At 34.8% G+C, this 21,899-nt stretch carries 24 protein-coding genes; 17 read left to right on the top strand and 7 right to left on the bottom strand.

Translation table 11 applies throughout. The features are described 5' to 3' along the window. Positions 1–40: 40 nt before the first annotated feature. From U5A88_RS08870 to U5A88_RS08850, 5 genes are read left to right on the top strand one after another with little or no spacing between them, the layout of a single operon-like run. Positions 41–1,156: a DUF2891 domain-containing protein gene (locus U5A88_RS08870; RefSeq protein WP_354205656.1), complete on the top strand. Its 1,116-nt coding sequence runs from the start codon at positions 41–43 to the stop codon at positions 1,154–1,156. After that, entirely contained in the window at positions 1,149–2,375 is a 1,227-nt protein-coding gene (locus U5A88_RS08865; RefSeq protein ID WP_354205654.1) for an Nramp family divalent metal transporter, read from the top strand. The genes U5A88_RS08870 and U5A88_RS08865 overlap by 8 nt, the downstream gene beginning before the upstream one ends. After that, complete coding sequence (pxpA, locus tag U5A88_RS08860; RefSeq protein ID WP_354205652.1) at positions 2,375–3,115, top strand: 5-oxoprolinase subunit PxpA; 741 nt, start codon at positions 2,375–2,377, stop codon at positions 3,113–3,115. The genes U5A88_RS08865 and pxpA overlap by 1 nt, the downstream gene beginning before the upstream one ends. Further along, the gene (gene pxpB, locus U5A88_RS08855; protein ID WP_354205650.1) at positions 3,116–3,844 is read left to right on the top strand and encodes a 5-oxoprolinase subunit PxpB; all 729 of its coding nucleotides are present in this window, start codon (positions 3,116–3,118) and stop codon (positions 3,842–3,844) included. It abuts the gene before it with no gap. Next, positions 3,841–4,698, top strand: a complete 858-nt coding sequence (locus tag U5A88_RS08850; RefSeq protein ID WP_354205648.1) for a 5-oxoprolinase subunit C family protein — start codon at positions 3,841–3,843, stop codon at positions 4,696–4,698. The genes pxpB and U5A88_RS08850 overlap by 4 nt, the downstream gene beginning before the upstream one ends. On the opposite strand, the gene U5A88_RS08845 is transcribed toward U5A88_RS08850, so the two are convergent. From U5A88_RS08845 to prfB, 3 genes are read right to left on the bottom strand one after another with little or no spacing between them, the layout of a single operon-like run. Continuing rightward, positions 4,673–5,050, bottom strand: a complete 378-nt coding sequence (locus tag U5A88_RS08845) for an HAD family hydrolase (RefSeq protein ID WP_354205646.1) — start codon at positions 5,048–5,050, stop codon at positions 4,673–4,675. The genes U5A88_RS08850 and U5A88_RS08845 overlap by 26 nt on opposite strands. Further along, positions 5,008–5,292 carry an HAD family hydrolase gene (locus U5A88_RS08840; protein WP_354205644.1) on the bottom strand — a complete coding sequence of 95 codons (285 nt, stop codon included), beginning with the start codon at positions 5,290–5,292 and terminating at the stop codon, positions 5,008–5,010. The genes U5A88_RS08845 and U5A88_RS08840 overlap by 43 nt, the downstream gene beginning before the upstream one ends. Further along, on the bottom strand, positions 5,289–6,395 hold the full coding sequence (prfB, locus tag U5A88_RS08835; RefSeq protein ID WP_354205642.1) for a peptide chain release factor 2: 1,107 nt from the start codon (positions 6,393–6,395) through the stop codon (positions 5,289–5,291). Before prfB ends, U5A88_RS08840 begins: the two co-directional genes overlap by 4 nt. A gap of 97 nt (positions 6,396–6,492) precedes the next feature. On the opposite strand from prfB, the gene U5A88_RS08830 reads away from it, so the two are divergent. After that, complete coding sequence (locus tag U5A88_RS08830; protein ID WP_354205640.1) at positions 6,493–8,898, top strand: zinc-dependent metalloprotease; 2,406 nt, start codon at positions 6,493–6,495, stop codon at positions 8,896–8,898. Positions 8,899–8,928: 30 nt separating this feature from the next. Continuing rightward, positions 8,929–9,954, top strand: a complete 1,026-nt coding sequence (locus U5A88_RS08825) for a threonine aldolase family protein (protein ID WP_354205638.1) — start codon at positions 8,929–8,931, stop codon at positions 9,952–9,954. A gap of 323 nt (positions 9,955–10,277) precedes the next feature. Here U5A88_RS08825 and U5A88_RS08820 read toward each other — a convergent pair whose 3' ends face one another. Next, positions 10,278–10,769, bottom strand: a complete 492-nt coding sequence (locus U5A88_RS08820; protein ID WP_354205636.1) for a hypothetical protein — start codon at positions 10,767–10,769, stop codon at positions 10,278–10,280. Positions 10,770–10,823: 54 nt separating this feature from the next. Between U5A88_RS08820 and U5A88_RS08815 the strand changes: the two genes are divergently transcribed. The 6 genes from U5A88_RS08815 to U5A88_RS08790 all read left to right on the top strand — a co-directional run bounded on the left by U5A88_RS08815 (position 10,824) and on the right by U5A88_RS08790 (position 15,958). Continuing rightward, entirely contained in the window at positions 10,824–12,170 is a 1,347-nt protein-coding gene (locus U5A88_RS08815; RefSeq protein WP_354205634.1) for a M28 family metallopeptidase, read from the top strand. Positions 12,171–12,220: 50 nt separating this feature from the next. Continuing rightward, on the top strand, positions 12,221–13,612 hold the full coding sequence (locus U5A88_RS08810; RefSeq protein ID WP_354205632.1) for a Gfo/Idh/MocA family oxidoreductase: 1,392 nt from the start codon (positions 12,221–12,223) through the stop codon (positions 13,610–13,612). A gap of 98 nt (positions 13,613–13,710) precedes the next feature. Continuing rightward, a complete protein-coding gene (gene msrA / locus U5A88_RS08805; protein ID WP_354205630.1) occupies positions 13,711–14,361 on the top strand; it encodes a peptide-methionine (S)-S-oxide reductase MsrA in 651 nt (216 codons plus the stop codon). Between the two features lie 190 nt (positions 14,362–14,551). Beyond that, on the top strand, positions 14,552–15,148 hold the full coding sequence (gene folE / locus U5A88_RS08800) for a GTP cyclohydrolase I FolE (protein WP_354205628.1): 597 nt from the start codon (positions 14,552–14,554) through the stop codon (positions 15,146–15,148). A 44-nt stretch (positions 15,149–15,192) separates the two neighbouring features. Next, entirely contained in the window at positions 15,193–15,513 is a 321-nt protein-coding gene (locus tag U5A88_RS08795) for a hypothetical protein (RefSeq protein WP_354205626.1), read from the top strand. A gap of 112 nt (positions 15,514–15,625) precedes the next feature. Continuing rightward, entirely contained in the window at positions 15,626–15,958 is a 333-nt protein-coding gene (locus U5A88_RS08790; protein WP_354205624.1) for a DUF2853 family protein, read from the top strand. Positions 15,959–16,009: 51 nt separating this feature from the next. Here the strand turns inward: U5A88_RS08790 and U5A88_RS08785 are convergent, their stop codons facing one another. Together U5A88_RS08785 and U5A88_RS08780 are read right to left on the bottom strand one after the other, a co-directional pair. Then, positions 16,010–16,315, bottom strand: a complete 306-nt coding sequence (locus U5A88_RS08785) for a DUF6787 family protein (RefSeq protein WP_354205622.1) — start codon at positions 16,313–16,315, stop codon at positions 16,010–16,012. A 122-nt stretch (positions 16,316–16,437) separates the two neighbouring features. Next, positions 16,438–17,076, bottom strand: coding sequence for a DUF937 domain-containing protein (locus tag U5A88_RS08780; protein ID WP_354205620.1), 639 nt, complete (start codon positions 17,074–17,076; stop codon positions 16,438–16,440). A gap of 179 nt (positions 17,077–17,255) precedes the next feature. On the opposite strand from U5A88_RS08780, the gene U5A88_RS08775 reads away from it, so the two are divergent. Further along, complete coding sequence (locus U5A88_RS08775) at positions 17,256–18,560, top strand: dicarboxylate/amino acid:cation symporter (protein ID WP_354205619.1); 1,305 nt, start codon at positions 17,256–17,258, stop codon at positions 18,558–18,560. A 41-nt stretch (positions 18,561–18,601) separates the two neighbouring features. Further along, positions 18,602–19,447: a sulfurtransferase gene (locus U5A88_RS08770; RefSeq protein WP_354205618.1), complete on the top strand. Its 846-nt coding sequence runs from the start codon at positions 18,602–18,604 to the stop codon at positions 19,445–19,447. Positions 19,448–19,464: 17 nt separating this feature from the next. On the opposite strand, the gene U5A88_RS08765 is transcribed toward U5A88_RS08770, so the two are convergent. After that, entirely contained in the window at positions 19,465–19,875 is a 411-nt protein-coding gene (locus U5A88_RS08765) for a thiol-disulfide oxidoreductase DCC family protein (RefSeq protein ID WP_354205616.1), read from the bottom strand. A gap of 97 nt (positions 19,876–19,972) precedes the next feature. On the opposite strand from U5A88_RS08765, the gene U5A88_RS08760 reads away from it, so the two are divergent. Beyond that, on the top strand, positions 19,973–20,665 hold the full coding sequence (locus U5A88_RS08760; RefSeq protein ID WP_354205614.1) for an ABC transporter ATP-binding protein: 693 nt from the start codon (positions 19,973–19,975) through the stop codon (positions 20,663–20,665). Positions 20,666–20,667: 2 nt separating this feature from the next. Next, a complete protein-coding gene (locus U5A88_RS08755; protein WP_354205612.1) occupies positions 20,668–21,897 on the top strand; it encodes an ABC transporter permease in 1,230 nt (409 codons plus the stop codon). The last annotated feature ends 2 nt before the right edge of the window (positions 21,898–21,899 follow it).

Genomic DNA, 21,899 nt, shown 5'->3' with positions numbered 1-21,899 from the left:
TTTAATATTAAATTGTACATTTACCTCTAAATTTTATACAATGAGGTATCTATATGTGCTTGCTTTCGTTTTACTGCTATTAAGTTGTGAAAAAGCAGAAAATAAAAAAGAGAAAGTACCTTTAGCTGTTGAGGTAAAAACTGCACCCATTCCACAACTAAATTTAGTAGAAGCTAATCGTTTAGCTACATTGCCTTTAGGTTGTATTGAGGTTGAATATCCCAATAAGCTAAACCAAACCATTGGTAGTGAAGATGATTTGCAGACACCAAAAGCATTGCACCCAGCTTTTTACGGTTGTTTTGACTGGGACTCATCAGTACATGGGCATTGGAGTTTGGTGAGTTTACTAAAGCAATTCCCTAAGCTAGAAAATAGTGCTGAAACCAAAGAAAGGCTCTTAAAAAACATCTCTAAACAAAATATTTTAACTGAAGTTGCTTATTTTGATGGGGAGCATAATAAATCTTACGAACGCACCTATGGCTGGGCGTGGCTGTTAAAATTGGCTGAAGAACTCCATACATGGGATGATGAAACCGCAAGAACCTTAGAAAACAACTTACAGCCCTTAACGAATTTAATTGTTAAGAAATACTTAGAGTTTTTACCAAAATTAAAGTATCCCATCCGTGTAGGAGAGCATACCAATACTGCTTTCGGACTTTCCTTTGCCTACGATTATGCCAAAACGGTAAATCATACCGAATTAAAAACCTTGATTGAAAAACGTGCCAGGGATTTTTATCTGAACGATGCCGATTGCCCCATATCTTGGGAACCCAGCGGATTCGACTTCTTATCACCCTGTTTGGAAGAGGCCGCTTTGATGAAACGTGTTTTGTCAGCACCTGAATTTAAAAGTTGGATCATCAAGTTTCTCCCACAATTATCCGACAAAAACTTTACCTTGGCCGTTGGCGAAGTATCCGACCGTACCGATGGAAAGTTAGTACACCTGGATGGTGTTAACTTTTCTAGAGCTTGGAGTCTGAATAAGATTGCAGAAGGTTTACCCGAATATAGTCATCTGCAAAATATTGCCAATCAACACATTAATAATTCGTTACCAAACATAGTTGGTGATAGCTACGAGGGCGGACATTGGTTAGGTAGTTTCGCAATCTATGCCTTAAATTCTACACTTAGTGATTAAAAACTGGTTTAAAAATATTGGCCCAGGACCATTAGTTGCTGCAGCTTTTATTGGCCCGGGCACAGTGACCTTATGCACTATTGCTGGTGTTAACTTTGGTTATTCCTTGCTTTGGGCCATGGCATTATCCATAATTGCAACAATTACGCTTCAAGAAATGTCCGCCAGATTGGGTATCATCACCCAAAAAGGATTGTCAGAAATCATCAGGACAGAAATAAAACATCCTATTTTTAGAAAATTGATTATTGTTCTCGTATTATCGGCAATTGTTATCGGCAATGCGGCTTACGAAGCAGGGAATATTAGTGGTAGTGTTTTAGGATTGGAGACTATTTTTAAAAATTATACTGTTCAAATTGGGAGTGTAAGTTTAAATGTTTTGAGTGCAATTATAGGGCTTGTAGCCTTTATTCTATTGTATTTGGGCAATTATAAAGTGTTAGAAAAAGTATTAGTAACCTTGGTGATTTTAATGAGTATTGCTTTTTTAATTACAGCTATTCTCACTAAACCCAGTTTATCAGAAATTTTTAAAGGAATTTTTATTCCCACCACACCAAAAGAAAGTATTTTAACCATTATAGGCTTAATAGGAACTACCGTAGTGCCTTACAATCTGTTTTTGCATGCTAGCTTGGTTAAAGAGAAATGGAGCAAGCATAGCGATTTAAAATACGCTAAAAAAGATGCTATTATTGCAGTAGTGCTAGGCGGATTGGTCTCTATGTGTATTATAATTTCCGCAGCAGCTATTCAAAACCAAGAAGTAAATAGTGCGGCGGATTTGGCAATGGGCTTAGAGCCTTTATTTGGGAGTTACGCAAAATACTTTTTAGCCTTAGGGTTGTTTGCAGCGGGAATAACAAGTACAATAACAGCTGCATTAGCGGCTGCATATGTAGCCTCTGGATGCTTAGGTTGGAAAACAAATTTAAAATCCACCAAATTTAGAGTGGTATGGATGTTTATCCTATTTTTGGGTGTATTGTTTTCTTCGTTAGGTGTAAAACCCATAGAAATTATCAAGTTTGCCCAAGCGGCAAATGGGATGTTATTGCCCGTAATCGCTGGATTTTTATTGTGGATTATGAACAAAAAATCAGTATTGGGCAATTTTAGAAATACAAAACTTCAAAATAGCATTGGATTTATTATCTTAGCGGTAACCATCTTTTTAGGATTAAAAAGTATTTTTAAGGTGTTTGAAATGATGTAATGAACTTATTTACCATAGACATAAATTGCGATGTGTGTGAAGGGATAGGCAATGAATTAATGCTTATGTCAAAGATAAGTTCGTGCAGTATTGCTTGTGGTGGTCACGCTGGAGATGTTGATACGATTACGGAAACTATAAAACTAGCGTTATTACACCGTGTACATATAGGGGCACACCCTTCTTATCCCGATAAGGAAAATTTTGGGAGAAAAGAGATGGCATTACCGTTTGATGAACTGCAACTGAGCCTTGAAAAACAAATCAACACCGTTCAATACGAATTGAGAAAGTCAGTGGCTACTTTAAATCACGTTAAAGCTCACGGAGCATTGTATAATAAAGCTGCAGTCGATGCAAATACAGCCCAATGTCTTATCAATGCCGTTAAAAATACTACAAAAGATATATGGTTATACGCACCTTATGGGTCGGTTTTGGCAGAAATGGCACTTAAACAAGACTTGAGAGTGTATTTTGAGGCATTTATAGATAGGAACTACAATACTGATCTGACACTGGTTTCCCGATCGGAACCCAAAGCCGTTATTACTGATCCTAAAAAAGTATTAAAACATTTATTGAGAATGATAACTAAGCACAAGGTAAAAACCATTGATGGAGAAAAAGTGGATATAAAAGCCAAAACTTTTTGTGTTCATGGTGATAACCCTAATGTTTTAAGAATACTGAATTACCTCTCTAAAAAACTACCTAATTACGGTATTAAAATTGCTTAAATGGGTACCTTCAAATTGACCTATAAACGCTATGGAAAAAATGCAATTTTAATAGAATGGCCAAAGAAAATCGACAAAAATATATTGGATGATGTCATTTTTTTTAAAAATAAAGTCATTCAAAATTATACTAAACAAATAGTTGATGTAATTAATACATACAACTCATTAACAATTATTTATAATAACACTATAAATATTGTCTATGACAACATTTTAGACTTAAAATCACTTTACGGGCAAGAAATTTCTCAAAAAAAGGTAAAAAATTACAGATGGGAAATTCCAGTTTGCTACGACTATAAATTTGGTTTGGACTTGGGCGAATTGGGGTTGAAAAATAATTTGACTTTACGTGAAATAATCAGTTTACATTCATCCCAAATTTACACGGTTTACTTTATCGGTTTTTTACCAGGATTTTTATATTTGGGCGGGTTGGACAAAAAACTACACATTCCAAGAAAAGCGAATCCTAGATTGCGTATTGAAAGAGGTTCGGTGGCTATTGGGGGAAGCCAAACGGGTATTTACCCGTCAATGAGTGCTAGTGGATGGCATATAATCGGAAATTCGCCCATTTCATTCTTTGATATTGAATTTAAAGACCCTTGTTTTGCAAAATCGGGAGATGAAATTCAATTCATACCGATTGATTTGGATGAACATTTTCAAATCGAATCTCAAGTTGCAAAAGGTTTTTATGAATTGAAAAAATCTGAGATATGATCAAAGTAATATCACCAGGATTTTATACTTCAGTTCAAGATTTAGGTCGCTTTGGTTATGGGGATATGGGCGTTCCCTGTTCTGGTGTTTTAGATAGTCATTCAGCTCAATTAGCAAACCAAATTATTGGAAATAATAAAAATGATTCATTATTAGAAATTACTTTAAGCAAATGTGTTTTAAAGTTTGAAAAACAAATTATTATATGTATTTCTGGAGCAAATTTATCTGCCAAAATTAACGATAATATAGTTGAATTAAACAAACCGATTCAGGTAGCCGAAAAAGACATTTTATCTTTTGGTAAGCCCGTTTTGGGTGTACGTGCTTACCTCGCCGTTAAGGGTGGAATCCAAACCCCAAAAGTATTTGGGAGTAGGAGTTTTTATCAAAGTATTACCGAGCAATTTAGAATTAAAAAGAACGATTGTTTGCCTTTTCTGGAATTAAAGGGTGATAAAAGCATAAAAAATGCTTCTGTAAAATTTGACGAAAGTCATTTTACCGATATGAACTTGTTGGTATACCCAGGGCCTGAATACGATTTGCTAAAGCATGAACAAAAAAACCAATTAAAAAAGCTTGTTTTTACAATTTCAAATGATAACAGTAGAATGGGTTATCGTCTAGAGGGCCTAATTGAGAATGAGTTGCCCTTTATGCTTACTTCCGCAGTTTTACCAGGAACGGTGCAGCTTACGCCTTCTGGAAAACTAATTGTTTTAATGCGAGATTGCCAAGTCACGGGCGGTTACCCCCGAGTATTGCAACTGAGCGAACAAGCTATTAACAGATTAGCACAAAAATCAACCGGAGATAAAATTCAATTTAGATTCGAACACCTAGATTGGTAAGTGCGTTTTGTAGTTGGCTGGCTGATTTGAAATGAATACCATGTATTCCTAATTTTTTAGCAGCTTCAATATTATTGAGGTTATCATCAATAAATACCGCCTTTTCAGGAGTTATGGCATAACGATCTAAGATAATTTCGTAGATTTTAGCAAAAGGTTTTCTGGTCTTTTCTGCACCAGAAACTACAATACCTTCAAAATGCTGTAAGAAATCGTAACGCTCTAAGGCTACAGGAAATAGTTCTGCACTCCAATTGGTTAGGGCATGTAATTTATAAGTATTGTCCTTTTTGAGCTTATTTAAGAGATTTAGAGTACCTTCAATTGGTTCACACTTAACATATCTGTCCATCTGTCGTAGTAAATGCGTATCCAAGCTTCGTATTGTGGGTATTGCTTGATTAAAAGCTCCGTTCCGTCCTTAAGTAAACGTCCAGCATCGTGTTCAACATTCCATTCCATGGTACAGATTTCGCTTAAAAACCAATCTACTTTTTCTTCGTCGCCATCAAAGACTTCACGATAAACATATTTTGGGTTCCAATCAATCAAAACTCCTCCTAAATCGAAGATAATGGTGTCAATTTTACTCATATTTCTTTTGAGTTGTCATTTTGCCCAGCAGCCATTAAAAATGCTTTGATAAACCCATCTATGTCTCCATCCATTACAGCATCAACATTCCCTGTTTCGTGACTTGTACGAACATCTTTAACTAATTTATACGGGTGCATCACATAATTTCGAATTTGTGAACCAAAGTCTATTTTCATTTTATTCGATTCTATTTCATCACGCTTTTCACGTTGTTTTTGTAGTTCCAGTTCGTAGAGTTGTGATTTTAACATTACCATAGCTTTTTCGCGGTTTTCCAATTGCGAACGTGTTTCTGAATTGTGAATTACAATTCCTGTAGGGTGGTGCGTCAGTATCGCTTTGGTTTCTACCTTGTTTACGTTTTGACCACCCGCACCGCTAGATCTGGCAAAATCCCACGAAATATCTGCGGGATTGATATCGATTTCAATACTGTCATCTGCTAATGGATATACATATACCGAGGCAAATGAAGTATGCCGTTTAGCATTACTATCAAAAGGTGATATTCTGACCAATCTGTGAACTCCATTTTCGCCTTTTAGATAACCAAAAGCAAAGTCGCCGTCAATTTCCAGCGTAACCGTTTTGATTCCTGCTACATCGCCATCTTGTAAGTTGAGTTCCTTTACTTTAAAGCCTTGTTTTTCGCTCCACATCAAATACATCCGCATCAGCATGGCTGCCCAATCGCAACTCTCGGTACCACCAGCACCAGCAGTAATTTGCAAAACGGCACTTAGGTTATCTCCTTCATCGGAAAGCATGTTTTTAAACTCCAATTTTTCCAATAAGGTATTGGTTTTGTGGTAACTGTTCATAATTTCCTGCTCTGTTGCTTCGCCGTCTTTTAGAAAATCATATAATATTTGGAGTTCTTCATTATTGATTTTCAGTGTATTATAATCCTCTACCCACTTCTTTTTCTCACGTAAAGACTTCATTAATACTTCGGCTTTCCGTGGATTGTTCCAGAAATCGGGATTCGACGCATTTTCCTCTTCATTGCTTATTTCAATGAGTTTTTGATCGATATGTAGGTAGTCTTTTAGCTTGCTAATTCGCTCGTCAATATCTTTTAGGGTGTCTTGTGTAATCATAAGTAAAACAAAATTAAACTAAAAAATGAAACTAGATAATTTAACTAGGTTGAATTTGTGTTTTTAAATTAGTAGCTTTATCCAAAATATATTACAAATGAAAAAACTAAAACTTGCCTGCTTATTTTTATTAATCTTTCAATTAGGTCATTCCCAATTTTTTAAAGACAATAAAAACGTAACCAAACACGAGGGATATATCGATTTCTACTATGACGAAAGCGAAGATAGAATCTATCTTGAAATTGACAAGTTAGATACGGAGTTGTTGTACGTAAATGCCTTGTCGGAAGGTGTTGGATCTAACGATATTGGTTTGGATAGAGGGCAATTAGGTGACGGAGTAGTGGTAAAGTTCAAAAAAGCGGGTAACAAGATTTTGTTGCTACAGCCCAACTTACGGTATAGAGCAATTACCGATAATGAAGATGAACGTAAATCCATCGAAGAGGCTTTTGCGAAGTCAGTTTTACATGGCTTTGTGATTAAAGAGCAAAAAAATAATAGCTATTTGGTAGATGCCACAGATTTTTTAATACGTGACGCTCATGGGGTTGCTAATAGGTTACAAGGCAATAACCAAGGCAATTACAGTTTAGACAAAAGTAGAAGTGCATTTAATTTAGGGCGTACTAAAGCCTTTCCAAAAAACGTAGAGTTTGATGTATGGCTGACTTTCAAAGGAAGTCCTAAAGGCTATAATATCAGAAGTGTAACGCCCGATGCCTCATCTGTTACTATAGGTCAACATCACTCTTTTGTAGAATTGCCAGATGATAACTATAAGCCTAGAAAGTATGATCCGCGTTCCGGATCTTATCCAATGAGCTACATGGATTATGCAACCCCTGTCAACGAACCGATTGTAAAGCGTTTTATTTACCGCCATCGTTTAGAGAAAAAAGATCCGACAGCACAAGTAAGCGAAGCCAAGGAACCTATTATTTATTATTTAGACAGAGGTGCACCAGAACCCGTTCGTTCTGCCTTATTGGATGGAGCTAGGTGGTGGAATCAAGCTTTTGAAGCTATTGGATATAAAGATGCATTTCAGGTTAAACTATTACCTGAAGGTGCAGATCCGTTGGACTTGCGATATAACGTAATTCAATGGGTGCATCGTTCCACAAGGGGTTGGAGTTATGGAGGAAGTATTTCTGACCCAAGAACGGGAGAGATTTTAAAAGGTCATGTTAGTTTGGGCTCTTTGCGTATTCGACAGGATTTTTTAATTGCACAAGCCTTGCAAGCACCATATGCAAACAATACGGTTAATGATAAATTTGCTTTAGAAATGGCATTGGCGAGAATCCGACAGCTTTCCGCTCATGAAGTGGGTCACACCATCGGTTTTGCTCATAATTTTGCGGCAAGTGTTAATAATAGGGCTTCCGTAATGGATTATCCGCATCCGCAATTCAGACTAAAGGACGGTAAAATCGATTTTTCGGACGCGTATGCCGTTGGTATTGGTGATTGGGACAAAGTTACGGTTGCATATTCGTATCAGGATTTTCCCAAAAGCCAAAACGAAGATGAAATGCTCCCTCAAATTTTAAACAATGCGTTTATGAATGGGTTACGCTATATTTCTGACCAAGATGCTCGCCCAGCTGGAAGTGCACATGCTTATGCCCACTTATGGGACAATGGTGCTAATCCTGCTTATGAATTGGATGATGTTTTGGCTATCCGAAAAAAGGCAATCGATAATTTTTCAAAGGATAATATAAAATCTAATCAGCCCTATTCAGTGTTAGAAGATGTATTTGTACCATTGTATTTTTTTCATCGTTATCAAACCGAAGCGGCAGTTAAAATGATAGGCGGTATGGATTATAGTTATGGCCTCCCTAATGGTGGCGGTTCTCAACCTATTGTCGAAAGAATTGATGGTAAAACTGAACGTCGAGCATTACAAAGTGTATTAAATACGATAGAAGTGGAATCTATTGCCATTCCAGAAAGGCTGTTAAATCTATTTCCGCCCAGAGCAATGGGTTATGGAAGAAGTCGTGAATCTTTTAAAAGTAAAAACGGTGTAGCATTTGATCCTTATGGAGCTGTTGAAACGGCTTCTGAAATGACCTTAAGTTTTTTATTCCATCCAGAAAGAGCCTCTCGTTTGGTACAGCATAAAAGCTTAGATGAAAGTCAATTAGGGCTGGTTGAGGTCATTAACAAAGTTATCAATACCTCGTTTAAAAAACAGCATAAAAACAGCTATCATCGAGAGTTGCAGAACATTATCAATGCCCAGGTTTTGAACCAATTGTTTGGCTTGGCGGCCGATGCCGATAATTATCCTCAGGTTACCGCAATTGTAAACGGGAAACTCAATGAAATTGAAAGTTGGTTGAAAACGGCAAAATCGACCGAACTTCAAAAAATGGTAAATGCACAGTTTGTTAGGAATATTCAAAAATTCAAGAAAAATCCTTCAAATTATAAAAGAACAAAAGCTCCAAAAATTCCTGATGGTTCTCCTATCGGAAATGATTAGTATTTATATTAATTAAATCAATTTTTTTAAATGCAAATAAATCTTTTATCGGATACCGTTACCAAACCAACAAAAGGTATGCTAGAAGCCATGTTCAATGCCGAGGTAGGTGACGATGTTTTTAATGCAGATCCTACAGTAATTCAATTGCAAGAAAAGATTGCAACATTATTCGGTATGGAATCTGCTCTGTTTTTTCCTTCGGGAACAATGGCGAACCAAGTCGCTATTAAAATCCACACCCAGCCTGGAGAGCAACTAATTTGTGATAAATGGAGTCATGTGTATAACTATGAAGGAGGAGGTGCCTCATTTAATTCGGGTGTTTCATGTAAATTAATTGATGGTGATAGAGGTATGTTTACTGCTAAACAAGTACTTGAAAACCTGAGTAATAGACATGACATCCATCAAGCAATGACAACACTGGTTACGGTTGAAAATACAGCAAATAAAGCAGGTGGAGCGTGTTGGGATATTGAGGAACTTAAAAAAATAAAACAAATCTGTAAAGAAAATGACTTGTCCTATCATTTGGACGGAGCAAGATTGTTCAATGCCTTGGTAGCCAAAAACGAACAAGCAAAACAGTACGGAGAGCTTTTCGATACCATTTCAATTTGTCTTTCCAAAGGATTGGGCTGTCCAGTGGGTTCTTTGTTGTTGGGTTCTAAAGAATACATTCAAAAAGCCTTACGCTATAGAAAAACTATGGGCGGTGGTATGCGACAGGTCGGTTATTTGGCAGCGGCGGGAATTTATGCCTTGGATAATAATATTGAACGTCTGGTGGAAGACCATAACAACGCCAAACGCGTTGCTAAGGTTTTAAAAAATGCACACTATATAAAAGAAGTAGAACCCGTAGAAACCAATATTATTATTTTTTATACAAATGATGGTATAAACGATGATAATTTTGTGAATAAATTGGCATCAGAAAATATATCAATTACGGGAATGGGAGAGGGTAAATTACGAATGGTTTTTCATCTAGACATTTCTACTCAAATGACTGATGTAGTTATAGATAAATTAATTCGTTTGAAGTTTTAGCATAGCAATGAAGTTCACAAAATATATTTATGTTTTTGTAGGTTTATTGTTATGGATTTGCTCAACATTCTTTTTGGAAGTTAGTATTACTAAGTATTTGTTTTTTACTGTATCAATTGTATTTGCTGTGCTACTTTGTTATGACCTTTTTAAAAGTAATTTAGAATTTAAGCTTCCAAGTCTTTTTAATATAATTTTGGATTTGGTTTTTATAGCTGGTTTTTTCTGGAGTGAGATTGTGGAATTTAATTATGAAATGGTATTTGTATTCATTTTTATAATAGCCTTAACAATTAAAACATTTTGTAAAGAAAAGAGCTTAATTAAAAATAAAACCTTATAATCGGAGAAAATGCTGAGGCATAAATTGTTTTATTCGCATTATACAACACATCATAGCGTAACCCTGCAGAAAAATTTCCCATTCGATAGGCTCCACCAACATATAAAGCAGGGTAATCAAAACTTGATTTTTCAAAACCATTTTTTTGATTAACAAATAAATGCTCATACTCGGCAGAGAGTTGCAAATTCTGTACAGGATTAAATAGAGTAATCAGCCCCGTTCCAAATACATTTGCTTTAAAAGTACCGCTCTTTGAGTATAAATAACTCAATCCCGGACCAACGGCAACATATTGGTTAAAGTTATAAATAGCACTGGGTGCAATGGAAATTGTGGTAAAATTATTGCTGATGCTTAAGCCCAAACCACCGCCAAACTGTACTTTTTCCCAAAATTTAGGTTTATCCGTATTTTGTGAGTACAAGAATGTAGAAGTGAATACCAAAAGGAGGATTGTTAATTTCTTCATATTTTGATTATTTTTACGAAAATAACGAAATAATTAATAATCTATCAACTAGTTATGAAAGCAATTTCCTTTTTTATTCTACTATTTATTACATTCACAGTTTCCGCCCAATCCGACATTTCAAAAAAACTTGCTGAAATAGCCACAGCAACTTCTGCTGAACGTATTGAAAAAGACATTAAAACGCTAGTCAATTTTGGTACCCGCCACACTTTGTCTGATACCGTTTCCAAAACCCGTGGTATTGGAGCGGCACGACGTTGGATAAAATCGGAGTTTGATGTCATTTCTAAAAATTGTAATAACTGTTTGGAGGTCAGCTATCAACGGAATTTAGTACCGAAAAACAATCGTAGAATCGTTAAAGACGTGGAAATCGTAAATGTCCTTGCGGTACAACGTGGTACAAAATACCCAAATAGTTATGTAATTATGTCGGGAGATATAGATTCCCGCGTTTCTGATGCCAATAATTTTACTTCTGATAGCCCTGGAGCTAATGATAATGCTTCGGGTATGGCCGGAACCATTGAAGCCGCAAGGGTATTGAGCAACTATAAATTTCCGATTTCTATTATTTATGCAGGACTTTCCGGTGAGGAGCAAGGTCTGTATGGTGGGCAGCACATGGCAAAAGTTGCTAAAGAAAAAGGTTGGGATATTATTGGGGTTATTAATAACGATATGATTGGAAATATAAAGGGAATTGATGGCGTAATTGATAACAGTACGTTTCGGGTTTTTTCGGAGGCAATTTCTATGGAGACAACGGATAGACAAAGAGCTGCCATGCGTTATTATGGGGGAGAAGTTGATGGTCCATCACGACAGTTGGCACGGTACATTGATAAACTTACCGATGATTATATGACCAATTTGGATGCTATTATGATTTACAGATTAGATAGATTTGGTAGAGGTGGGCATCATAGACCTTTTAACGATGCTGGATTTACTGGTGTTCGTATTATGGAAACTCACGAAAATTACAATGAGCAACACCAAGATATCCGTACAGAGAATGGTATTAAATATGGTGATGTAATAGAATCTGTTAACTTTGATTATGCCGCCAAGCTTACGGCGGTAAACGCATTGACCTTGGCTTCACTAGCATCTGCACCTTTAGCTCCAAAAAACGTAAAAATTGGTGGAGCCGTAAAGCCCTCAACCCGATTGCAATGGGATGCCGTTGAAGATGACAATTTGCAAGGCTATAAAGTATATTGGCGAGATACTACATCTCCACAATGGCAATATAGCCGTTTTGTGGGAAAAACAAACGACTATACCTTAAAAAATATCGTTATCGATAACTATTTGTTTGGCGTGGCAAGTGTCGGAAAAAACGGTGCCGAAAGTTTGGTGCAATTCCCCAATAAGTTGATTGGTAGAGATTAATACCTTAGAAATAAGACTGTACAAACTATGTAAGCCATTAAAACCCTATTATGAAGACTTCAAGACGTAAATTTTTAGCATCTATAAGTTTATTAGCAGTTAGTAGTGCCGTTCCTTTACATGCTTTTAAATTTGGCTCAAAAAAATTGAAAATAGTGCTAATAGGAACGGGTATTAGAGGAATTACTTTTTGGGGCAAACGATTGGTTGATGAATACTCTGATATCTTAGAATTTGTTGGACTTTGTGATATTAATCCAAGTCGTTTAGAATATGGTAGAAAATACATTGGTACTAATTGCCCTACTTTTACCAATTTTGAAAAAATGGTAAAAACTACAAAACCAGATTTGGTTATTGTAACTACCAAAGATTCTACTCACGATGAATTTATTGTAAAAGGTTTGAAAATGGGTTGCGACGTGTTAACGGAAAAGCCTTTAACGATTGATGAATTTAAATGCCAATCTATTATTGATGCAGAGAAAAAATCTAATAAAAATTTAATTGTTGGCTTTAATTATAGATGGAGCCCTTATGCGACTAAAATTAAAGAATTATTGTCTGGTAATTCTATCGGAAAATTAGTTTCCGTTGATTTTCATTGGTATTTAAACACGTATCACGGTGCTTCTTATTTTAGAAGGTGGCACGGACAGATGAATAGTGGAGGGTCACTTTGGGTGCATAAAGCTACGCATCATTTTGATTTGCTCAATTGGTGGATAAATTCCGAACCCAAAGAGGTATTTGCTTATGGCGATTTAGAATTTTATGGTAAGAACGGACCTTTTAGAGGAAAGAATTGTAGAAGTTGTGAGCATAAAACAGATTGTGATTTTTATTGGGATATTAATAAAGACCAGTTTTCAAAAAAATTGTATGTAGATCATGAGCATGAAGATGGTTACATCCGGGACAACTGTTTATTCCGTGAAGAAATTGATATTTACGATAAAATGTCCGCTCAGGTTAAATACATGGACAATACAATATTAAATTATTCTTTGACCACTTATTCTCCTTTTGAAGGATGGCGTGTGTCATTTAATGGTACAAAAGGTCGGATTGAAGCTTGGCAAGATATTCCTTATTATGAAAATAAAACCTTGAGCGAAGCTGAAAAACATGCCAAGGAGATGCAACAAACTAATGATGATGAAAAGTATTTTGAACCCGTTATTGTTCATAAGCTTTGGGAAAAGCATAAGACAGTTGAAGTCGGTATGGAGAGAAGTGGGCATGGTGGTGGAGATAAACGTTTACAAAATAAAATTTTTAAGGATAATGGAGTTAAAGATGAATTTGGTAGAACCGCTGGTCTCCGAGATGGAGCAATGTCTATACTCATAGGTATTGGTGCCAGACGTAGTATTGAGCAAGGAAAGCCTATAAAAATTGAAGATTTAACTACGTTAAAACCCAAAACTGTAAGGTCATAATGATTTAAGCGTTTTCAGAATTGGACGGTCAGTGTTAAAGTTTTCTTAAGTCTGTAATATTTTGTCCTGAGCGTCGTCTTACTTATTAAATTTACACCATGATAAATAGGAGCATTTTTTTAATTTTAATGTTGAGTCTTTTTTCTTGCAATTTAAAAGCAGAACAGGAAAAAGAAAATCCGAAATTAACTACGAATAAAGTAACTATGGAAGGAAAAGAATTAGCAACTTTTGGCAACGGCTGTTTTTGGTGTACCGAAGCAATTTTTGAACAACTGGAAGGTGTATATAAAGTTGAGTCTGGTTATGCAGGTGGTGAAGTGAAAAATCCTACCTACAAGGAAGTGAGTACTGGTAATACGGGTCATGCTGAGGTAATAAGGTTGCGTTTTGATCCTAAGGTAATTACTTATACCGAACTGTTGGAGGTATTTTTTAGTACACACGATCCAACAACATTAAACAGACAAGGTGCCGATGTAGGTACGCAATACCGCTCTGCTATTTTTTACCATAATGAGGAACAGAAAAAAGCTGCTGAAAATATGATTGCTGCTTTAGAGAAAGAAAATGTTTTTGAAAATCCTATTGTAACTGAAATCACAGCGATAAATAACTATTCTGTTGCTGAAAATTATCATCAAGATTATTATAATAATAATAAAAATCAAGGATATTGCCGTGCGGTAATTAATCCTAAATTGGAAAAATTTAAAAAGCAATATAAAGACAAGCTTAAAAAAGGATAAAAATTTGGTTGATTTTTGGTTTGAAAGATTTGTTGGAACTCGTTTCTGGCAAATCTTTCTTTTTTGTGAGACGCTAGTTTTTGAACGAAGCAAACCAAAACTTACTGGTCGTCAAGATTGCTATCGGATAGCCTTTAATTTTTCCAATCATTTAATAATTCATATATTCCACTCTTAAAAATAAAAATTCATGCCTTATAAAAAATTTGAAGAATATAATATTGAAGTGACTGGTGATATTAAGAAAAAATACCAATCTATTATTGAAAGTATTGGAGAAGATGTAGACAGAGAAGGGTTACTTAAAACACCCGAAAGAGCATCAAAAGCAATGCAATTTTTAACTTCTGGCTATGAAATGGATGCCGAAGAAGTGTTAAAATCGGCCTTGTTCGATGAAGATTATTCTGAAATGGTAATTGTAAAAGATATTGAGTTGTACTCTTTATGTGAACACCATATCTTACCTTTTTTTGGTAAAGCCCATATTGCCTATATACCCAATGGGAAAATTGTTGGACTGAGCAAACTGCCGCGTGTAGTTGATATTTTTGCAAGACGTTTGCAGGTTCAAGAACGTTTAACCGATCAAATTGTAAACACAATTAATAACGTGCTTAGGCCTCAAGGCGTGGCGGTGGTAATTGAGGCTTCACATATGTGTATGATGATGCGTGGTGTGCAAAAACAAAATTCCGTAACTACAACTTCAGCTTTTAGAGGTACATTTAAAAATATGGAAACCAGAAATGAGTTTTTAAAATTAATAAGTTCTAAACTGTCTTAATTTTGGCATTTTTATTGCTGTATTTGGTTAAATAAATATAAAATATGAATACTATAGAACCAGAAATTATAGAACCAAAAAGCCAAAATAAAAGCCAAACAAGTAAATTTGGACTTTTAGCATTAAGTATTTTATTTGATGCTATTGGAATGTTATCATTTGTTATTCCAGGAATTGGAGAATTTAGTGATATTATTTGGGCACCAATTTCAGCAATATTAGTTTTTAAAATGTTTAAAGGTACTGAAGGGAAAATTGGTGGAATGGTTTCTTTTTTAGAAGAACTTATACCTGGATTAGATTTTATACCCACATTTACATTAACATGGGTTTATAAATATGTAATTAAAAAAGGAAATGTTTAAAATTTTATTATTTCGTTAACATTATTTTTTTTAACTTAGGCAACTAATTACATAATGTAATTAATTTTGTTTGTTTAAACAAAAAACTATTTAATAACCAAAAACATTTATCATGAGTGAATTAGCAGAAAAATTAGCTAAACTAAAAAACCAAGCAGTATCTCAACTAAACGAATCTGGAGTATCTAATATAGATCATGGACTTCTTGATGATTTGGTAGGGAGAATGAAATTAATTGTTGACAACAAAGATGCTATTTTAGTATCAGGTACTGATCCTTCTGAATTAGAAACAGTAAGAAATAATTTTGTTGTAAAAAAGTTAGGTGTGGATGATAAAGATAAAGCTATGGCTGCTATAAACAAAGTAGCTGATCAAATGTCTAGTATTAGACAAAAAAACAGAGCTGCTTTTTATTATATGGTTCAAAAAGAATTGAGCTAAGATAATTAAACAAAAATGGTTAAGGTCTTCAGTTTTGAAGGCCTTTTTTTATTACCTAAATAGCCATTTGAATCCTATTCTACTCAAAAATTTCTTTACAAAATTGTAAAAGAAATCAAACTGACCAAATAGCCACCCATAAATTAAAATCAAAATTTGATAAAAAGGGAAGATTAGTAAAATTCTTAAGGGTCTGTAAATCCAAGGGTTTGTAGTTTCTTGAGGTAACCCTACCAACTCTAAAATAGGTTTAGCAACAAATAACGAAGTAAAACCTGTTATTGAAAATACAATAAGAATTATTATCACTTGTAAATTGGAAGTGATACCCCAACGCTTTTTTAATTTTTTAAACATTGATTAAATTTGCATCAAACATTTTTGCAAATTTAATGGTTAAAAATTCATAAAAGGATAAATTTAACATATAAAAAAAGCTGAGTTTTAACTCAGCTTTTGATTATATTTAGAAGAAGTGTTTATTTAAATAATCCCCCTAATATGCTGCCTATTCCACCACTTTTTTTATTCCCACTTCCCAAAATCATTCCAGCAACATCGTCAATAATACTTCCGTCACCGTCTGAATCTAATAAACGCTCAACCATGCTTTGTTCGTTTTGTCCATCACCTCCAAGCATTCCTCCAAGCAAATCTCCTAAGCCGCTTGTGCTAGTAACACCTTGTTGACGTTTTTGTTTACCAAGTGCACCCATTATAAAAGGAGCAGCAACTTTTAAAATTTGCATTGCAGAACCCATATCTAAACCGCTAGACTTACTAACGGCACCAGCTACGTTTTGTTCTTTTCCTCCAAAAACGTGACCTAAAATTCCAGCACCATCACTCAAGACATCATCATCAATTCCACCACCACCTAAAATACTACCTAGATTGTCTAAGATACCACCACTGTGTTTTTCATTTCCTAGAGCATTTAATAATCCTGATGCTCCTTCAGGAGTTTTAGCATTGTTTTTCATTGCTCCTAAGATTAAAGGTAATGCAGCACTCAATGCGGAAGCTGTTGTGTTTTTATCAGCACCAATTTGCTGACTTGTACCATTGATTAAAGTTTTACCCAAATCACTGTTTAATAAATCTAATAAATTTGCCATTTCTCTGTTTAATTGGTTATTAAAATAAATTGTTTTACAATATACAATTTATAATCATATTTCATGCCATAAAGTCAATTTGTTTCATCCAAATGATCTGCTTCGAAATGCTAATTTTAGGTTTGTACTTAATTTAATATCTTTTTTATATCTTTCAGAAAATTTTAAACCCAAAACTTATGAAAAAAGTAGCCTTACATTGGCAGATATTGATAGGAATGTTTGTTGGTGTACTTTTTGGATGGTTAATGTCAAATTTTGATGGAGGTAAAGAAATTGTACAAGATTGGATAAAACCTTTTGGTACCATGTTTATTAATTCCTTAAAATTAATTGCAGTGCCATTAATATTGGGTTCTTTAATTAAAGGTGTATCTGACCTTAAAGATATCTCCAAACTTTCAAAAATGGGAGGTAGAACTATAGCTATTTATTTGGTAACGACTGTTATTGCGGTTTCTATCGGATTACTTTTGGTTAATGTAATAAAACCGGGAAGTTCTATTACCGAAGAAACCCGAGTTGAAATGGTTGAAAATTATAGCGGTGATGCTGCTAAGGTACAAGAAAACGCTCAAAAGCAAAGAGAAAGCGGTCCTTTACAAGCTCTTGAAGATTTAATACCTTCTAATATTTTTAAAGCGGCTACTGACAATGGCAGTATGTTACAGGTTATCTTTTTTGCTATCTTTTTTGGTATAGGACTGATTTTAATACCTGAAGCCACAGCGGACCCAGTTAAAAAATTCTTTGATGGCTTCAATGAAGTTATTCTAAAAATGATTGATATTATTATGCTTGCAGCACCTTATGGGGTGTTTGCATTGTTAGCGGCTCTGGTGGTAGAATCGCCTAGTTTAGATCTGTTTAAGGCATTGGGGTGGTATGCAATTACTGTTTTAATAGGTTTAACATTGATGATAATTGTTTACAATCTTATAATGTTTTCCTACACTAAAAGAAGTCCGAAATCTTTTATGGAAAATATGGCACCAGCCCAATTATTAGCATTTTCTACAAGTTCTAGTGCTGCTACATTACCGGTTACCATGGAGCGTGTTACCGAACATATTGGTGTTGAAGAAGAGGTTGCTAGTTTTGTGCTACCAATTGGAGCCACTATAAATATGGATGGTACTAGTTTATATCAAGCAGTAGCAGCAGTTTTTATTGCTCAAGCATTTGGTATGGATCTAGATTTTGCTACGCAATTAGGTATTGTAGCTACCGCTACTTTAGCCTCTATTGGGAGTGCAGCTGTGCCAGGAGCAGGTATGGTAATGTTGGTTATTGTTTTGGCTCAAGCTGGAATTCCAGAAGCTGGACTGGCATTAATTTTTGCGGTTGACCGACCATTAGATATGTGCAGAACTATTGTAAATGTTACCGGTGATGCAACAGTTTCTATGGTGGTGGCAAAATCTGTAGACAAATTGGGTGATCCTAAAGTAAAAGAATGGGATGATGACTATCCTAAGAAATAGAGATTGATCAAAATATTTGTGTCCATAATACCTTTTAAATTATGAACAAATTAAGAATAACAAGGCCTCTTGTTTCTTCTCAGTGGCTTTTTGAAAACCGCAATGCACCAAATCTTATTGTTTTAGATGCTACTATCCCAAAAGTTGGACAAACTACGGTAGATTTGAATCAAGAATTTGGTATAAAGAACTCCCGATTTTTTGATATTAAGAATGTCTTTTCATACAAAGAGGCTCAGTTTCCGAATACCTTGGTAAGTCCAGAAATTTTTCAAAAAGAAGTCCAAAAATTAGGTGTAAATATAGACTCTGCCATTGTAGTCTATGATAGGCACGGCATTTATTCCAGTCCACGTGCTTGGTGGTTATTTAAAACCATGGGTCATGTTAACGTTGCAGTATTGGATGGCGGATTGCCTGAATGGAAAAGCAATAATTATCCCACCGAAAAAATTAATAAATTTAATGGTGAATTAGGTAATTTCAAGGTCAATTATCAGTCGAAATCTATTTATAATTACGATAACGTTTTAGATGCTATTTCTGATAAAGATAAACTCATATTGGATGCTCGTTCTGCAGATAGATTTAAAGGTGAAAGACCAGAACCACGAGAAGGCTTAAGAAGTGGTCACATTCCTAATTCTAAGAATTTACCTTACACCGAACTTCTTGAAAAGGGAAAAATGGTGTCTGAACCAGTTTTGTCTCAAAAATTCAATACACTTATTTCAGAAGAATCAGAGCTTGTGTTTTCTTGTGGTTCGGGCATAACCGCTTGTATTTTGGCCTTAGGTGCAGAAGTAGCGGGATTTAAAAGTATATCTGTTTATGATGGTTCATGGACAGAGTGGGGGAGTTTACACGAGTTACCCGTTGAAAAATAGAACGCACTAAATCTAAACTAATCTAAAAATCTCATTTTTAGATCTTTTGTAGGTAGAATACAACTCTCCTTTTTACCAAACCAATTATACCTGTTCTGAGCGATAATTGAATAGAAAAAATCCCTAATAAATTTCGGGATTATGATTAGTGCATAGTTATATTTCCAAAATCCATTTAAGTGCCTAGTAATCTTTAGAATAGCGGTCGATTTTTTATAAATTTCACCTTTGTCTATTAAAATAATCGAATCAAAATCAGAATTTTTTTGATTAAAGTGTAACAAAATATCTTGGGCGGCGTCAGATTGTAAAGAAGCGAATAAAAAATGCTTACTTTTGTCGCGTTTAATGATAAATTGAACTGCCCCGTTACAAAGGTTGCAGACGCCGTCAAATAAAATAATTGATTTATTTTCTAAATTTATCATCAAGTAAAGTTACAAAATGAATTCTGATTCGTCTTTTAACATAATATTAGGATAGTCTCAACAGCCCAATTCTTAATTTAGTAATAAAATTAACCAAATGATTGAAATTAAAAATCTTCACAAATCTTACCCAATGGGTAAAGAATCTCTTCATGTTTTAAAAGGATTGGATTTAACTATAAAAGAAGGAGAGTTTGTTTCGATAATGGGCTCTTCAGGTTCGGGAAAATCAACATTATTGAACATAGTTGGTTTACTAGACACTCATGATGAAGGAGAGTATTTTCTAAATGGAGAATTGATAGAAAAGTTGAATGAAAAGAAGGCGGCTGTACTACGTAATAAATTTTTAGGTTTTGTGTTTCAATCTTTTAATTTAATTAACTATAAGACAGCCTTAGAAAATGTTTCTATGCCTTTATATTATGCAGGGGTAGGCAGAAAAGAACGTCAGAAAACAGCAATGGAATATCTAGAAAAAGTTGAACTGGGTGCATGGGCTAATCATTTACCGAGTGAACTATCTGGTGGGCAAAAGCAAAGGGTTGCTATAGCTAGAGCTCTAGTTACAAAACCTAAGGTGATTCTTGCTGATGAGCCAACAGGAGCTTTAGATTCTACTACAACAGACTCAGTAATGGATTTATTAAAAGACATTAACGATGAAGGTATGACTGTTTTTGTAATTACACACGAAGAAGAAGTAGCCGAACAGACAAAACGTATAGTTAGACTAAAAGATGGTATAATTATAAGTGACGAAAAAGTTAACAAAAAAGTAAAAGCTTAATTATGTTTGACTTAGATCGTTGGCGAGAAATATTTCAATCTATTGGTAAAAATAAACTGAGGACAGTCCTTTCGGGCTTTACTATTGCTTTTGCAATATTGTTATTTACCATACTATTTGGAATAGGTAACGGTTTAAAGAACACTTTTGAAGAGCAATTTGCAGGTGATTCCATGCAATCTATATACATTTGGGCAAATAGAACTACTAAACCTCATAAAGGACTACAAAGTGGTAGGCAAATTCAGTTAGAAAATAATGATATAGATTTTATTTTAGATAAGTTTGAAGATAAAGTCAATACAATTAGCCCAAGAATTCAACGCCAAGTGCAAGCAGTTTATAAAGGAGAACAAAACAGTTACTCTTTAAGAGCAATCTATCCAAGTTATCAACAGTTGGAATCTGCAGTAGTTGAAAGCGGTAGATTTTTAACTATGTTGGACTTACAGCAGCGAAAAAAAGTTATAGCCATAGGCAGGTTAGTTGAAAAAGATTTGTTTGGGCAATTAAGTGCTTTAGGTAAAGAGATTAATTTAGGAGGTATTTCTTATAAAGTTATTGGTACTTTTTCTGACGCTGGCGGGTCTAATGATGAAAGATATATTTATGCCCCTTTTACAACTGTACAAAGATTGTACGGAAATACTGATGAAATAGGTGATATTGGGTTAACATATAACCCGAAATTAAATGTTGATCAGGCTATTTCTTTTGGTTATAGTCTAACTAAAGCTTTGAAAGACAGGCATGACGTAGCACCTGATGATCAGAGAGCAATTAGAGTATTTAATTATGCAGAAGGTAATAAGAATACATCTAATTTTATGTTAGTTTTAAATTTAATAATACTTTTTATTGGGATAGGGACACTTATAGCAGGTATTATAGGTATTAGTAATATAATGGTATATATTGTAAAAGAGCGTACAAAAGAATTAGGGATTAGAAAAGCCTTAGGTGCAACTCCAAGTTCTATTATTGGTATGATAATGTTAGAGTCTGTTTTTATTACCGCTTTGGCAGGATATGTTGGGTTATTGATAGGAACTGGTGTTTTGAGAGCATTGGGTACTAGCCTTGAAGAATACTTTATCAAAGACCCAAGTGTAAATATAGGTGTGGTAATTGGTGCCACAATAATGTTGGTTATTGCTGGTACCATTGCAGGATATTTACCCGCAAAAAGGGCAGCAAGGATAAAACCAATAGAAGCATTAAACGATAATTGATA

This window comes from Aureibaculum sp. 2308TA14-22 (genome assembly GCF_040538665.1).
Classification (GTDB): domain Bacteria; phylum Bacteroidota; class Bacteroidia; order Flavobacteriales; family Flavobacteriaceae; genus Aureibaculum.
Note: the sequence above shows the minus strand (reverse complement) of the source record. Positions and strands in the feature narration are given on the sequence as shown.

Coding starts and splice junctions, on each gene's coding strand:
- U5A88_RS08870 (WP_354205656.1), top strand. CDS start 41: ATGAGGTATCTATATGTGCTTGCTTTCGTTTTACTGCTATTAAGTTGT.
- pxpA (WP_354205652.1), top strand. CDS start 2,375: ATGAACTTATTTACCATAGACATAAATTGCGATGTGTGTGAAGGGATA.
- pxpB (WP_354205650.1), top strand. CDS start 3,116: ATGGGTACCTTCAAATTGACCTATAAACGCTATGGAAAAAATGCAATT.
- U5A88_RS08850 (WP_354205648.1), top strand. CDS start 3,841: ATGATCAAAGTAATATCACCAGGATTTTATACTTCAGTTCAAGATTTA.
- U5A88_RS08845 (WP_354205646.1), bottom strand. CDS start 5,050: ATGGACAGATATGTTAAGTGTGAACCAATTGAAGGTACTCTAAATCTC.
- U5A88_RS08840 (WP_354205644.1), bottom strand. CDS start 5,292: ATGAGTAAAATTGACACCATTATCTTCGATTTAGGAGGAGTTTTGATT.
- prfB (WP_354205642.1), bottom strand. CDS start 6,395: ATGATTACACAAGACACCCTAAAAGATATTGACGAGCGAATTAGCAAG.
- U5A88_RS08830 (WP_354205640.1), top strand. CDS start 6,493: ATGAAAAAACTAAAACTTGCCTGCTTATTTTTATTAATCTTTCAATTA.
- U5A88_RS08825 (WP_354205638.1), top strand. CDS start 8,929: ATGCAAATAAATCTTTTATCGGATACCGTTACCAAACCAACAAAAGGT.
- U5A88_RS08820 (WP_354205636.1), bottom strand. CDS start 10,769: ATGAAGAAATTAACAATCCTCCTTTTGGTATTCACTTCTACATTCTTG.
- U5A88_RS08815 (WP_354205634.1), top strand. CDS start 10,824: ATGAAAGCAATTTCCTTTTTTATTCTACTATTTATTACATTCACAGTT.
- U5A88_RS08810 (WP_354205632.1), top strand. CDS start 12,221: ATGAAGACTTCAAGACGTAAATTTTTAGCATCTATAAGTTTATTAGCA.
- msrA (WP_354205630.1), top strand. CDS start 13,711: ATGATAAATAGGAGCATTTTTTTAATTTTAATGTTGAGTCTTTTTTCT.
- folE (WP_354205628.1), top strand. CDS start 14,552: ATGCCTTATAAAAAATTTGAAGAATATAATATTGAAGTGACTGGTGAT.
- U5A88_RS08795 (WP_354205626.1), top strand. CDS start 15,193: ATGAATACTATAGAACCAGAAATTATAGAACCAAAAAGCCAAAATAAA.
- U5A88_RS08790 (WP_354205624.1), top strand. CDS start 15,626: ATGAGTGAATTAGCAGAAAAATTAGCTAAACTAAAAAACCAAGCAGTA.
- U5A88_RS08785 (WP_354205622.1), bottom strand. CDS start 16,315: ATGTTTAAAAAATTAAAAAAGCGTTGGGGTATCACTTCCAATTTACAA.
- U5A88_RS08780 (WP_354205620.1), bottom strand. CDS start 17,076: ATGGCAAATTTATTAGATTTATTAAACAGTGATTTGGGTAAAACTTTA.
- U5A88_RS08775 (WP_354205619.1), top strand. CDS start 17,256: ATGAAAAAAGTAGCCTTACATTGGCAGATATTGATAGGAATGTTTGTT.
- U5A88_RS08770 (WP_354205618.1), top strand. CDS start 18,602: ATGAACAAATTAAGAATAACAAGGCCTCTTGTTTCTTCTCAGTGGCTT.
- U5A88_RS08765 (WP_354205616.1), bottom strand. CDS start 19,875: ATGATAAATTTAGAAAATAAATCAATTATTTTATTTGACGGCGTCTGC.
- U5A88_RS08760 (WP_354205614.1), top strand. CDS start 19,973: ATGATTGAAATTAAAAATCTTCACAAATCTTACCCAATGGGTAAAGAA.
- U5A88_RS08755 (WP_354205612.1), top strand. CDS start 20,668: ATGTTTGACTTAGATCGTTGGCGAGAAATATTTCAATCTATTGGTAAA.